General features: G+C 68.6%; 10 protein-coding genes. 2 read left to right on the top strand and 8 right to left on the bottom strand.

Going from position 1 to position 13,909, the window contains the following annotated elements; all coding sequences use genetic code 11:
- Position 1: 1 nt before the first annotated feature.
- From ndk to FM105_RS05585, 7 genes are all read right to left on the bottom strand, one after another.
- Complete coding sequence (gene ndk, locus FM105_RS05615; protein WP_087006048.1) at positions 2 to 424, bottom strand: nucleoside-diphosphate kinase; 423 nt, start codon at positions 422 to 424, stop codon at positions 2 to 4.
- A 112-nt stretch (positions 425 to 536) separates the two neighbouring features.
- Positions 537 to 908, bottom strand: a complete 372-nt coding sequence (locus FM105_RS05610; RefSeq protein WP_087006045.1) for a DUF4233 domain-containing protein — start codon at positions 906 to 908, stop codon at positions 537 to 539.
- Positions 905 to 2,467 carry a bifunctional folylpolyglutamate synthase/dihydrofolate synthase gene (locus FM105_RS05605; RefSeq protein WP_256970251.1) on the bottom strand — a complete coding sequence of 521 codons (1,563 nt, stop codon included), beginning with the start codon at positions 2,465 to 2,467 and terminating at the stop codon, positions 905 to 907. The genes FM105_RS05610 and FM105_RS05605 overlap by 4 nt, the downstream gene beginning before the upstream one ends.
- The gene (gene ileS, locus FM105_RS05600) at positions 2,464 to 5,742 is read right to left on the bottom strand and encodes an isoleucine--tRNA ligase (protein ID WP_087006042.1); all 3,279 of its coding nucleotides are present in this window, start codon (positions 5,740 to 5,742) and stop codon (positions 2,464 to 2,466) included. The genes FM105_RS05605 and ileS overlap by 4 nt, the downstream gene beginning before the upstream one ends.
- A 265-nt stretch (positions 5,743 to 6,007) precedes the next feature.
- A complete protein-coding gene (locus tag FM105_RS05595; protein WP_087006039.1) occupies positions 6,008 to 7,252 on the bottom strand; it encodes an FAD-dependent monooxygenase in 1,245 nt (414 codons plus the stop codon).
- A gap of 4 nt (positions 7,253 to 7,256) precedes the next feature.
- Positions 7,257 to 8,009: an SDR family oxidoreductase gene (locus FM105_RS05590; RefSeq protein WP_087006036.1), complete on the bottom strand. Its 753-nt coding sequence runs from the start codon at positions 8,007 to 8,009 to the stop codon at positions 7,257 to 7,259.
- A 116-nt stretch (positions 8,010 to 8,125) separates the two neighbouring features.
- Positions 8,126 to 9,316 (bottom strand): acyltransferase, encoded by a 1,191-nt coding sequence (locus FM105_RS05585; RefSeq protein WP_087006034.1) that lies wholly within the window; start codon positions 9,314 to 9,316, stop codon positions 8,126 to 8,128.
- An 83-nt stretch (positions 9,317 to 9,399) separates the two neighbouring features.
- Here FM105_RS05585 and valS point away from each other — a divergent pair, with 83 nt between their 5' ends.
- Together valS and FM105_RS05575 are read left to right on the top strand one after the other, a co-directional pair.
- Positions 9,400 to 12,078: a valine--tRNA ligase gene (valS, locus tag FM105_RS05580; RefSeq protein WP_087006031.1), complete on the top strand. Its 2,679-nt coding sequence runs from the start codon at positions 9,400 to 9,402 to the stop codon at positions 12,076 to 12,078.
- Between the two features lie 183 nt (positions 12,079 to 12,261).
- On the top strand, positions 12,262 to 12,927 hold the full coding sequence (locus tag FM105_RS05575) for an AIM24 family protein (protein ID WP_087006028.1): 666 nt from the start codon (positions 12,262 to 12,264) through the stop codon (positions 12,925 to 12,927).
- Positions 12,928 to 13,059: 132 nt separating this feature from the next.
- Here the strand turns inward: FM105_RS05575 and FM105_RS05570 are convergent, their stop codons facing one another.
- Positions 13,060 to 13,785: a transcriptional regulator gene (locus FM105_RS05570; protein ID WP_087006025.1), complete on the bottom strand. Its 726-nt coding sequence runs from the start codon at positions 13,783 to 13,785 to the stop codon at positions 13,060 to 13,062.
- Between the last annotated feature and the right edge of the window lie 124 nt (positions 13,786 to 13,909).

Raw genomic sequence — 13,909 nt, 5'->3', positions numbered from 1 at the left:
CTCAGGCGTTCGCAGGGAACCAGATCCCGATCTCGCGCTCGGCGGATTCGACGGAATCCGAGCCGTGCACGATGTTCTTCTGGACCTTCTCGCCCCAATCCCTGGCGAGGTCGCCCCGCACGGTGCCGGGAGCAGCCTCGGTGGGGTCCGTGGTCCCCGCGAGCACGCGGAAGCCGCGGATGACGCCCTCGCCCGACGCGATGACCGCGACGACGGGACCGGACTTCATGAAGTCGACGAGGGGCTGGTAGAACGGCTTGCCCTCGTGCTCTGCGTAGTGCGCAGCCAGCTGCGCATCCGTCGGGTGCACGAGCTCGAGTCGGTCGAGGCGGTAGCCCTTCCGCTCGATGCGGGCGAGCACGTCGCCCACGAGTCCGCGTTCGACGCCGTCGGGCTTCACAAGGATGAGCGTGCGCTCTGACATGGAGTCTCCAATTCTGAGGTGGGCAGATGCTGCGTAGAGCAGGTGGTGGTCAGTCGGTCTTTCCGGTGGCCAAGTCTAACGGCGGCGGGCCTTCCCTCTCACAGCGACCGGACTATGCCTCCCGTTCGGCCGATTCGCGGTCGATGCGCCGGCCCCAGTACGCTCCGAGCGCCCACATCGAGCCGAAGATCACCGCGATGATGATCAGTGCCGGCATGATGATGCCCAGTCCGAGGATCAGGCCCTGGCCGATCCAGCCCAGGAGAATGCCGGGACGCTGCTCGAACCTCCTGCGCGGCAGCAGTGCTGCAGCTGCGATGAGGACGAGCGCGGTGAACGACAGCAGCCCGACGAACACTCCGAACGGGACGAGGTCCGGCCGCAGGCCGTACCCCGTGAGTCCCGCGAAGTAGAGCACCAGCACTTCACTCACGAGCACGGTCCCGCACAGCAGCGGCAGCTTCGACTTCGCCTGGACGCTCATGCGATCCCTCCGCGTCCCAGCAGGACCCGCGCCTCCGCCGCCGTCAGCAGTGAGCCCGTCACAGCGATGCCGGCGCGCGCGCGTTCGCCGGCGGAGGCCTCGGCGGTGTCCGCCAGGTCCAGCGCGGTCATGAGCGCGTCCTTGACGGTGGGACGGACGATCACATCGTCCTCGTCGAACCATTCCGCCGCGGCGGCCGCGAGGTCCTCGGGGTCCATCGCACGGTCGCTGAGCGTCTGCGTGACGATGACGCGGTCCGCGAAGCGATGCACGTGCTCGAGCACTCCGTGCGGGTCCTTGTCCGCGAACATCCCGAGCACGGCCGTCACGTCGGTGAGGTCGAACGCCTCATCCATCGCCTCGGCCAGCGCTCGTGCACCATCGGGGTTGTGCGCGCCGTCGACCAGGATGGTCGGCTCCGCCTTGAGGACCTCGAGCCGGCCGGGGCTGGTCATCGCGGCGAAGGCCTCCCCCACCGCGTCCTCGGCCAGCGGACGGTCGCCGCCGGTGAGGAACGCCTCTGTCAGCGCCACCGCAGTCGCGGCGTTGTGCGCCTGATGCGCGCCGTGCAGCGGGAGGAACAGGTCCGGGTAGTCACCGCCGATGCCGCGCAGCGAGACCATCTGGCCGTCCACGGCCAGGGTGCGGTCGACCACGCCGTAGCCCTGGCCCTCAGTCCACGCGTTGATGCTCCTGCGGGAGACTTCGTCCGCGAGCACCGCGAGCACCCCGTCGGCCGGCTGGTCGGCGATGATGGCGAGCGGTTCCGGTTCCGGAGTGGGATCGACGGTGCGGTCGAGGATCCCTGCCTTCGTGCGGGCGATCTCCTCCACCGTGTCGCCGAGGTAGGCCTGGTGGTCGAGGCCCACTGCGGTGAAGCCGCAGACGCGTGCGTCGACGACGTTCGTCGAATCCCATTCGCCGCCCATGCCGACCTCGAGCACCATCACGTCGACCGGAGCGTCCGCGAACACGGCCAGCGCGAGCACTGTGAGCGCTTCGAAGAACGTCAGCCCCGGTCGCCCCTCGTCCGCGAGCGCCGCGTCGATCATCTCCAGGAACGGTTCGATCTCGTCGTAGACGCGGGCGAAGGTCGCAGCGTGGACGTCGTGTCCGTCGACGCCGATCCGCTCGGTCACACGGGTGAGGTGCGGGCTCGTGAAACGGCCCACGCGCAGGTTGTGCGCACTCAGCAGCGTGTCGACCATGCGGACCGTCGACGTCTTCCCATTCGTCCCGGTCACCATGATCGCCGGTGCCGCGGTGTGGATGTCGCCCAGCAGCTCGCACGCCCGCCTGGTGGCGTCGAGGCGGAGTTCGACCTGGGTCTCCCCCGCGCGTGCCAGCAGTGCCGCGTACACGCGGGCGAGCGCCGCGGTGTCCTCCGCCGTCTCCACCGGTGCGTCGAGAGCCTCCTCCTCTGCATCGGAGCCGCCCGCGAGGTCGTCACGGGAGCCGTCCGCGACGTCCTCCTCAGTATCGGCCCAGAACGCGGAGCCGGACGCAGAGCCGTCGTCCTCCGGAAGGATCGGCGCGAGCTCGTCATCGTGGCCGGTCATGCCCGCACCACCCGCACGGAGACTCCCTCTCCCAGTTCGCGGACGGCCGTCGCGTCGTCCGCCGCAGCGTCTGCTCCGGCGACGTCGAGCGCTTCGGCGAGCACTTCGCCGGCGACGAGGTCGCGGTGGGCCGTCAGTGCCGTCGCGACGGCCTCGGGCGCGTACAGGGTGACCCGGATGCGATCCGAGACGTGCAGGGCAAGCTGCTTGCGCACGCCCTGGATGGCACGGATCGCATCGCGAGCCGTGCCCTCGGCCTCGAGCTCGTCGGTCAGTGCGGTGTCCAGCGCGATGAAGCCGCCGTCCACCGGTGCGAGGGCCAGGGACTCCGATGCGGACTCCGCGTGCTCGTCGAGCGCGTACTCGCCCTCGACGAGCGCGATGCCGCCCGCGGTGACGATCCCGTCCTCGACGGACCAGTCACCCGTCTTCGAACCGCGGATCGCCTGCTGCACGTCCTTGCCCAGGCGCGGGCCCGCCGCACGGGCGTTCACGGTGAGGCTGCGCTCGAACGAGAAGCCCGCCTCACGCGCGTCAGCGGTGCCGAGCACGCGCACGGACTTGACGTTGAGCTCGTCCGCGATGATCGACGTGAACTCCTCGCCCATCTCGAGGTCCGTGACGAGGACCAGGTCCGACAGCGGCAGGCGCACGCGGAGGTTGCGCGCCTTGCGCAGCGCGGAGCCTGCCGAGCACACGGCGCGGGTGAAGTCCATCGCGTCGACGAGGTCCCGGTCCGCGGGGAACGCCTGGGCGTCCGGGTAGTCCGCGAGGTGGACCGAACGGCCGCCGGTGAGGCTCTTCCAGATCTCCTCCGTCGCGAACGGCAGGAGCGGGGCGATCGCGCGCAGCAGCGCCTCGAAGCTCGTGGCGAAGACGTCGAAGGTCGGATGGGTCTCCTCCGAGCCGTCCCAGAAGCGGCGACGCGAGCGCCGGACGTACCAGTTCGTCAGCATGTCGAGGTGGCTGTTCGCCAGGCCGCACGCCGCCCAGATGTCGTACGAGTCCATCGCGGACTGGAACTCATCCAGGAACTCCCGCGTCTTGGCGACGAGGTAGCGGTCGAGCACCTGGTCCGACTCCAGCGAGTCCTGCGCCTCGTAGCCGGAGGCGGGGCCGGCCGGACCGTCTGCCGTGTTCGCGTACGTGGCGAAGAACTGCCATGTGTTCCACAGCGGCAGCAGCACCTGACGCACTCCGTCGCGGATGCCCTGCTCCGTCACGACGAGGTTGCCGCCGCGCAGGATGGAGCTGGACATGAGGAACCAGCGCATCGCGTCCGAGCCGTCGCGGTCGAAGACCTCGCTGACGTCCGGGTAGTTGCGCAGGCTCTTCGACATCTTCTGGCCGTCGGAGCCCAGGACGATCCCGTGGCAGATCACATCGCGGAACGCCGGCTTCTCGAAGAGCGCCGCCGCCAGGATGTGCAGCGTGTAGAACCAGCCGCGCGTCTGTCCGATGTATTCGACGATGAAGTCCGCCGGGTAGTGGTTCTCGAACCACTCGGCGTTCTCGAACGGGTAGTGCACCTGGCCGTACGGCATCGAGCCGGAATCGAACCACACGTCGAGGACGTCCTCGACGCGGCGCATCGTCGACTTCCCCGTCGGATCGTCGGGGTTCGGACGGGTGAGGTCGTCGACATAGGGGCGGTGGAGGTTCGGCTCGCCGTTCTCGTCCACGGGCAGGCGGCCGAAGTCGCGCTCGATCTCTGCGAACGAGCCGTAGACGTCGAGGCGCGGGTACTCCGGGTCATCCGACCGCCACACAGGGACCGGGGATCCCCAGAAGCGGTTGCGGGTGATCGACCAGTCGCGGGCGTTCTCCAGCCACCTGCCGAACTGCCCGTGCTTGACGTTGTCCGGGACCCAGGTGATCTCCTCGTTCGTCGCGAGCATCGTCTCCTTGATCGCGGTGACGGACACGAACCAGGAGGACACCGCGCGGTAGATCAGAGGATTCCGGCAGCGCCAGCAGTGGGGGTACGAGTGGTCGTACGTCTCGTGGCGCAGGAGCAGCGCGGAGCGGCCCTCCATCGGACCCGTGTGGTTCTTGAGGTCGCGGACGATGTCGCGGTTCGCGTCGAATACCTGCTGACCGCGGTAGTCCGGCACCTGGTGGTCGAAGCGTCCCGCGTCGTCCACGGGGCGCACAGCGGTGATGCCGTACTCGTCGGTGAGGAGCTTGTCCTCCTCACCGAAGGCCGGCGACTGGTGGACGATGCCCGTGCCGTCGTCCGTCGTGACGAAGTCGGCCGACAGGATCGTGTGCATCCGCTCGCCGTACTCGGACTGCTTGCCCTCGAAGTACGGGAAGGGCGGCTCGTAGGTGCGCCCCACGAGGTCGGCGCCCGTGTACTCGCGGACGATCTCCGGCTCCTCCCCCAGCTCGCGGGAGTGCGCGGCGAGGAGGGCGCGGGCGAGCACGAACGTCTTCCCGGCGAACTCCTCCGGGGCATCCGCACCGGCCTTCACGGCGACGTAGTCGGTGCCCGGGTGCACGGCGACCGCCTGGTTGCTGGGCACGGTCCACGGGGTCGTCGTCCAGATGAGGACCCACTCGTCATTGCCGTCCGCGTCCGGTTCGCTCAGCTTGTAGCCGATCGTGACCGCCGGATCCTGTCGCATCTTGTAGACGTCGTCGTCCATGCGCAGCTCGTGGTTGGACAGCGGGGTCTCATCGGACCAGCAGTACGGGAGGACGCGGTAGCCCTCGTAGATGAGGCCCTTGTCGAAGAGGGTCTTGAAGACCCACAGGACGGATTCCATGAATGTGGGGTTGAGGGTCTTGTAGTCGTTCTCGAAGTCGACCCAGCGACCCATCCGGTTGACGTAGTCCTGCCACTCATCGGTGTACTTGAGGACCGAGGCGCGCGCGGCCTCGTTGAAGGTGCCGACCCCCATCTCGAGGATCTCGTCCTTCGTCTTGAGTCCCAGCTGCTTCATCGCCTCGAGCTCCGCGGGCAGTCCGTGGGTGTCCCAGCCGAAGCGGCGCTCGACCCTCTTGCCGCGCATCGTCTGGTAGCGGGGCACGACGTCCTTCACGTAGCTGGTGAGGAGGTGGCCGTAGTGCGGCAGGCCGTTCGCGAACGGGGGTCCATCGTAGAAGACGAACTCATTCTCACCGGCTGTTCCCGCATCACGCGACTCGACGCTCGCCCGGAACGTGTCGTCGGTGTCCCAGAAGTCCAGGATGCGCTGTTCGAGCGAGGGGAATGAGGGTGAGGCCGACAGGCCGAAGGCTGATCCCGGCTTGGGATAGATGTTTTCGCTCATGAGCGTCCTTTGGTGAGCGGGGCCGCGCACCCGGTGGCACCCGTCCCCTGTTTACGGTTCTTCCCGTGCGAGGACGACTGCACGCGCACGCGCTGCCGCGGTACCACCCCGCTTATCCGCATCCGCGTCCCCGCGGGGACGCGCGAGCGGATCGCTCATTCGGCTGTGACGGGCCGTCCCGTCCGGGTCTACTGGGCGGCGCCCTGGGCGTCTGCCGTTCTTCCGGATGCTCCCCGGTGATGGCCGGATCGATGCACAGGAGAGTCTAGCGCACGGCGGCGTTCCCGCGCACGGTGCGCAACCGCGGCGGATCACCCGGTCCGGACCACTCCTGCACGGCGCGCGCCTGCGCGCGAAGCGCTGACTCCGGTGCCGCCGCGAGGAGCGCATCGCGTACACGGCTGAGGCCGGCGCCCGGCCGGTGGGCGATGTCTCCGAGGAGGCGGGACGTCCTCGCGATGCGTTGGGTCCGCGGTCTGCGCCGCGCATCGTAGAGGGCAAGCGCATCCGCGATCCACTGCGGGTCGCCGGCGGAAGGGGCCGGTGTCGAAGGAGTCAGTGCGGAAGGGCCCAGGACCGCGCAGAGCTCTGCCGCGTCTTCGAGCCCCTGGCCCCCGCCCTGGCCAAGATTCGGGGTCATGGCGTGTGCCGCGTCGCCGATCAGCGCGATGCGTCCTCGCACGAACGACGCGAGCTCACCTGCGAGTTCGAGGATGGGGAGGCGGTGAACGGAGGAGGGTTCGGTGGCTGCGATGAGTTCGGGGATCGGTGCGTGCCACGAGCCGAACAGTGCGTCGACCGCTGACGCCTCGTCGTGGAACACCGCATCCTCCGGCATCGTCGCGACTGCGAACCAGTACACCCGGCCGTCCGAGAGCGGCGCCATCCCGAATCGGGTCCGCACGCCCCACGTCTCCCCGGCCTCGCCGCGAAGATCCACGGGGTGCGACGTGATCCCGCGCCATGCGCCGTAGCCCGCATATCTGCCGCCCGGGTCGTCGGGGAAGGCCTGGCGCACCACGGACCGCATTCCGTCCGCACCGACGACGAGGTCGAACACCTCTTCGTGCACGTCGCAGTCGGTGCACGACCAGCGGACGCGGCCGTCCATCGTGGCGGAGATGACGCGCGCCCCGGTGCGGATGACGACGGACTCAGGCACTGCTCCGACGAGGAGTCGGTGGAAGTCACCGCGGTCGACCACCCGCATCTCGGTGACGGCGTCGCTGGGGAGGCGTGCGAGCCACCGGCCGTCGGGGGCGCGCTGCCCTCCGCGCAGCAGCCGGACGTCGCCGTCAGTGAGGTCGCGGAATGGTGCACCCAGACCCAGAGAATCGAGCGCACGCATCCCACCGGAGAACACTGTGAGCCCCGAACCTCCGGAGCGCACTGCGGGAGCCTCCTCGAACACCGTGACGGTCGCGCCCGCCCGGGCCGAACCGATCGCGGCGGCGAGCCCCGCGATCCCCGCGCCGACGATCGCGATGCGGAGGCCGCGAGGTGCCGTCACCTGCTCAGAGCCCCTGGTTGCGTGCGACCTTGTGCTGGGCGGCCTGTGCGATGGGGCGGATGACCATGAGGTCGACGTTGAAGTGGTGGGGCCGGGTGAGCGTCCACACCACTGCCTCGGCGCAGTCCTCGGCGGTCAGCGGCTTCTCGACGCCCGCGTACACCTTGTCCGCCGCGTCCTGGGACCCCAGGCGCTTGCGGGAGAACTCCTCCGTCGCGACCATGCCCGGCGCGATCTCGATGACGCGGACGGGACGCCCCGCGAGCTCGAGCCGCAGGGTCGCCGCGACGGAATGCGCGCCGTGCTTCGAGGCGACGTATCCGCCACCGCCCTCATAGGCGATGTGGCCCGCGGTCGACGACATGACGACGATGTCGCCGCGGCCCGATTCCTCCAACGCGGGGAGCAGTGCCTTCACACAGCGCACGACGCCCAGGACGTTGAGGTCGAACATCTCCGCCCAGCCCTCGACGGATGCGTCCTCCACCTGGTCCTGCCCGTACGCGGCCCCGGCATTCGCGACGAGTGAGTTCACCGGACCGCCCGCCAGCACCTTCTCAGCCATCTGGGCGACCGATTCGTCACTCGTCATGTCCGCGACGATGACCTCGCAGCCCGTCTCCTGTGCCAGCTGGGCGAGCGCATCCTCCCGGCGGGCGACGGCGACGACATCCCAGCCCTGGTCCCTCAGCTGACGGACGGTCTCCCTGCCCATCCCCGAACTCGCTCCCGTGACGACGGCTCGCAGTGCACTCATGTGTGTCTCCTCTTCGCAGAAAGGTCTGTCCGCACGCACCTCGACGGCGCGGCAGCGGGCTCCTCCTCCAGTCTAGTGAACCCGCTCACGCACGCATGTGCTTCAGCACGCACCGCTCACGCAGGCGCTGGCTCAGAGCCCGGACGGTCGAGGTCGTCTGTGTCGCCTGCGTCGGCCGTTTCGGGTGAGGGGACCTCGGGCACGGTATCCGTCTCCCGCCGCGGAACGGCCGCGACACCGGTCGGGACCTCGCCGAAGGCGATCCGCACGACGGGCGTCCGCAGCGCCACCTTGGTGACGATCGCGCAGATGAGCGCGTAGACCAAGGGCAGGAGCAGGCCGTGCAGAAGGACCGCACCGACCGAGTCCGCCACCCCGATCACATCGCGCAGCGAGTACACGAGGAGCGGATGGAGGAGGAACACCCCGAACGAGTACGGGAAGAGTCGGCGCAGGCCCAGGTAGCTGCGTGAGTCATCCGAGAAGAACCGGTGGAGGATGAGGTAGCCGGTGAGGCTCATGACCACGACGGTCGGCGCCATGTACTCGTAGACGATCACCCACGGCTGGTCCCCGGGACCGAAGCCCGCCCACAGCGCGGTGAAGGCGATCGAGCCGACGAAGCCCACCCACGCCCACACCAGCTTCGCGCCGCGGACCAGATGGTCGCGCATGATCCAGCCCAGCAGGTAGTAGCCCATGAGGGGGAGGAACCTCGTCGCGATGTTCGGCTCCCCCACCCCCGCGAGCACCGCGGAGAAGTGGTCGACCATGCCGATGCCCAGCAGGACGAGCGCGGTGCCCCACTGGGCCCGCCTCGACCCGTGCACCGTCAGCTGCCGCATGAATGGGGTCAGCAGCGTGAGCAGGGCCAGCACGTAGAGGAAGTAGAGCTGGACGAACGGCGAACCGGTGAGGATCGCGGTCAGGGGGTCCCACCCCGTCTCGCGACCGGACATCGCGAACAGGCGGTAGGGGACGTAGACGGCGGTCCACACGACCAGCGGGACTCCGATGCGCCAGAAGCGCTTGGAGAGGAAGTCCCTCGGCCGGCCGCCCTTCGTCGGATCCAGGGCGAGGGCCCCGGCGATCATGAGGAAGACGGGGACGGACCAGCGGCTCGCGGAGTCGATGACGTTCGCGACCCACCACGGCGCGGTGCCGTGGTCGGTGAATCGCAGTCCCACGGTGTCCGCGATGGCGTGGATGGCGACGACCGCGAGGATCGCCAAGGACCGGGTGGGGTTCATCCACTGGGTGGACCGCGGAGGCGGTCCGGTCTCATCCACACGGTCGATCAGCGCCATGGGCACAATCATGGCAGGGAGGCGGGGCGGAACTCATCCTGCCCCGTCCAGGAGGCCGATCACCATATGGAACAATCGCACGCATGACGACTTCCGACAGCACACATGACTCGGTGCACCTTCCGGACAAGCCGGCCCTCGAGGGCCTCAGGGACAAGTGGGACGCGGCATGGGGTGAGAGCGGCGTCTACGCGTTCGACCCGGACACCACCCGCGAGGACGTCTACTCGATCGACACGCCCCCGCCCACCGCCTCGGGCTCGCTCCACGTGGGACACGTTTTCTCCTACACGCAGACCGACGTGATCGCCCGCTACCAGCGGATGCTGGGGAAGAACGTCTTCTACCCCCTGGGATGGGACGACAACGGCCTGCCCACCGAGCGCCGCGTGCAGAACTACTACGGCGTCACGTGCGACCCCACGCTCCCCTACGACGCGGACTTCGAGCCGCCCGCGAAGGCGCCGCGCAGCGCCCGGGACTACGTGAAGGTCTCGCGTCAGAACTTCATCGAGCTGTGCCTCACACTGTCCGCTGAGGACGAAGCGGTCTTCGAGCATCTGTTCCGCTCCGTGGGCCTGTCGGTCGACTGGAAGTACACGTACAGGACGATCGAGGACACCGCCCGCGCCGTGTCGCAGCGCGCGTTCCTCGCGGACCTCGCCACCGGCAACGCCTACTCGCAGGACGCGCCCACGATGTGGGACGTGACGTTCGGCACGGCGGTCGCGCAGGCTGAGCTGGAGGATCGTGAGAAGGACGGCGCCTATCACAAGGTGGCCTTCTACCCGAGTGCCGCAGACGGCACCGCCGACACCGCGCAGGACCCGGTCGTCATCGTCACGTCGCGTCCCGAGCTCATCCCCGCCGTGGTGGCGCTCGTCGCGCATCCGGACGATGAGCGCTACCAGCCCCTCTTCGGAAAGACAGTCGTGTCGCCGCTGTTCGGCGTCGAGGTCGAGGTCCGCTCGCACCATCTGGCGAAGGCCGACAAGGGCACGGGCATCGCGATGGTCTGCACGTTCGGCGACCTCACCGACGTCACGTGGTGGCGCGAACTCGACCTTCCGACCCGCGCGGTCGTCACGCGCGACGGGCGCCTGCAGCGCGAGACGCCCGAGTGGATCGCGGAATCCGCGAAGGCGGACGCGGCCGAGGCCTACCAGAGGCTCGCGGGCACGACCACCTTCACAGCCCGCAAGGAGATCGCGCAGCTGCTCGCCGAATCCGGCGACCTCCTCGAGGACCCGGAGGCCATCACGCACCCGGTGCCCTTCTACGAGAAGGGCGACAAGCCGCTCGAGGTCGTCGCCTCCCGCCAGTGGTACATCCGCAACGGCGGCCGGTCCGCTGAGCTGCGGGACGACCTCATCGCCCGCGGCCGCGAGCTCGAGTGGTATCCGAGCTACATGCGATCGCGCTACGAGAACTGGGTCGACGGGCTGAACGGCGACTGGCTGGTCTCCCGTCAGCGCCACTTCGGCGTGGCCATCCCGCTGTGGTACCGGCTCGATGCCGACGGCACACCCGACTACGACGCCCCGATCGTTCCAGACGACGCACAGCTGCCGGTCGATCCGCTCGCGTCCGCACCGAACGGGTTCAGCGAGGACCAGCGCGATGTGGCGGGCGGCTTCACCGCCGACCCGGACGTCCTCGACACCTGGGCGACCTCGTCGCTCACCCCGCAGCTGGTGAGCGGATGGTCGCGCGACGAGGAGCTGTTCGCGAACGTGTTCCCGATGGACCTGCGACCGCAGGGCCACGACATCATCCGCACCTGGCTCTTCTCGACGGTCGTCCGCGCGAACTCCATCAACGACTCCGTGCCGTGGCGCCGCACCGCACTCTCCGGATGGATCCTCGATCCGGACCGGAAGAAGATGTCGAAGTCGAAGGGCAATGTCGTCGTCCCCAGCGACATCCTCGCGGAGCAGAAGCCCGGCTTCGGCCCCGACGCGGTCCGCTACTGGGCGGCCAGCGCCAAGTTCGGCGCGGACACCGCCTATGACACCCAGCAGATGCAGATCGGCCGCCGCCTGTCGATGAAGCTGCTGAATGCGTCGAAGTTCGCACTCGCGCAGGGCGTGCACGCGGACCTCATCGGCCGCGAGGACCTCATCACCCACGAGCTCGACCGGTCCGTGTCCGCGGCGCTGCGCACTGTCGTCGCCGACGCGGGCCGTCACATGGAGGCGTACGACAACGCGCAGGCTCTGCGCATCGTCGAGTCCTTCTTCTGGGACTTCACGGATGACTACGTCGAGCTCGTGAAGGACCGCTCCTACGGGGCGCAGGGCGAGGAAGCGCAGCTCTCTGCGCACGCGACGCTCGCGACCTCGCTCGACACGCTCCTGCGGCTCTTCGCACCGTTCCTCCCGTTCGTGACGGAGGAGGTCTGGTCGTGGTGGCGCGAGGGGTCCATCCACCGCGCGCCGTGGCCGACCGCCGAGCCCGCGCAGGTCCCCACAGACATGCTCGGCAAGGTGGCCTCCGCGCTGTCCAAGCTCCGCCAGACGAAGACGGAGGCGAAGGTGTCGCAGAAGACCCGCATCACCAGCGCGGTCCTCCATGCCCCCACCGACGTCCTCACCGCCGTCGCAGCGGCACGCGGCGACCTGCTGGCTGCCAGCCGCGTCGACGACCTGGACGTGCGGACGAGCTCCGTCACCGCGGCTGAGGTCCCGGCCGGCGCCGAAGGTGCCGACGTCGAGGCGTCCGTCACCGTCTCGGACGTCGTCTTCGCGGAGTCACCTGCCTGAGCTCAGCCGTGACGGGCCCGGGCCTCGCGGAGCTCGAACCGCGCGGGTTGGTGCTGATCTGCACCATTCCTCGCCGCGTCCCCACGACGCGAGCGCACTACTGTGGGGCGGGGAGCCCCACGCGGGTGCCCCGCCCCACAGTCGTTCGTCCGCACGCGCGGACGCAGGAAGAACAGGTGAGTCATGAGGTCAGAGCTCTTCAACAAGCGCAATGCGGAGATCCAGTCGACGGAGCGGTGGACGATGCAGTCGCAGAAGATGCTGCGCACGATCGTCACACCGCAGTCGCCCATCATCGCTACCAAGGGGGCGATGGTCGCCTATCAGGGCAACGTCCAGTTCAAGCACCAGGGATCCGGCTCCGTGGGGAACTTCCTCAAGAAGCAGGTGACCGGCGAAGACACCCCGATGATGCGTGCTGAAGGTGCCGGAGAGGTCTTCTTCGCCCGCAACGCCGCGAACATCTTCATGATGCAGCTCGAGGGACCCGACGATGCCCTGAGCGTGAACTCCGCGTCCCTGCTCGCGTATGACCCGACGCTCACCGAAGACATCCGCCGGGTCAAGGGACTCGGCTCACTGGCCTCCGGTGCCGGACTCTTCAACGTCGTCCTGTCCGGCCAGGGCATGGCCGCCCTCGCCTGCCAGGGAGACCCGCTCGTCCTCGACTGCTCGCAGCAGCCCACCTATGTCGATCCGCAGGCGGCTGTGTGCTGGTCCGCCAACCTGTCGCCGGACATCCACACCGATGTGTCGATCGGATCGTTCGTGGGCCGTGGCTCGGGAGAGTCCGTCCAGATGAAGTTCCACGGTCCCGGCTTCGTCGTCGTGCAGCCGTCGGAGATGTGAGGCTGCCCCTGCTCGATCTCCATGCCTTCTCATGGCTGAGGGGCTCTCCTCACTCGAGGAGAGCCCCTCAGTCATGGGAGGTCACAACTGGCAGATCGTGAGCAGCAGCTGGCGGATGCGGAGTGGCAGGTGTCAGGAAGCGGGGATCTCGAAGTCCGCCTCGAACGGATCGATCAGCTCGTCAGAGCCGATCACCTCAGCACCTGCACGGGTGTAGCTCATCTGGTAGGAGTCGGCGCGTTCGTCGGCCAGGAACGCGATCCAGCCGGTGTGCTCTCCCCCGTCCCGCCGGGACACGTCTTCGAAGACCGGATAGTCGGCTGCCTCGAGCTCATCCTCGACCATCCGCGTCTTGTTGTTCCAGAAGTCCGCGCCGTCGTCCCATGAGATCTCGAAGTCGCCCATCGAGACGAGACCGCCGTACTCCTCACCAGGACTCACCGACACCTCGAGCAGGACGACCTCTCCGCCGTCCGCGATCAGATCCGCCTGCTCCTCGGACGGGAAGTCCCGCACCGCCGAGAGCACCTCGATCGAGTCGCCCATGTCCGGATCCTCGAGCGTCTCTCCGATCTCCACCTGGGTCTCCTCCCCGGCCGCTCCCCCAGACTCGCCGGAGTCGGCCCCGTCGGAAGAATCATCGGCGCCCTCGCCGGCGTCGCCTTCCGCGCTGTCCTCCGCACCGGGTTCGTCGTCCGATCCCTCGCTCTCGACCGGCGCAGCGGCCCGCTCGTCCACGGCTGCGTCGTCAGCCGCAGCTCCACCCCCACCGCACCCACTGGCGGTCAGGGTAATGCCGAATGCGGCGGCTGCGGCGAGTGCTGGTCGGATGGACTTCCTGCGGGTGATCGTCTTCATGGTGTCCTCACAGAGCTTCAGGTATGAGCGGGCGGTGTCGCGCTGACGGAGGAGAATCTCCCTGAGCGATGCCCTTCGGATACCGTCGAGCCTATTCACCCGTACGGTTCCTGAATGACCGCCC

Origin of the sequence: Brevibacterium yomogidense (assembly GCF_900163715.1) — a bacterium.
GTDB lineage: Bacteria > Actinomycetota > Actinomycetes > Actinomycetales > Brevibacteriaceae > Brevibacterium > Brevibacterium yomogidense_A.
The sequence above is the reverse complement of the archived record's forward strand: the minus strand, read 5'-3'. Positions and strand labels throughout refer to the sequence as shown.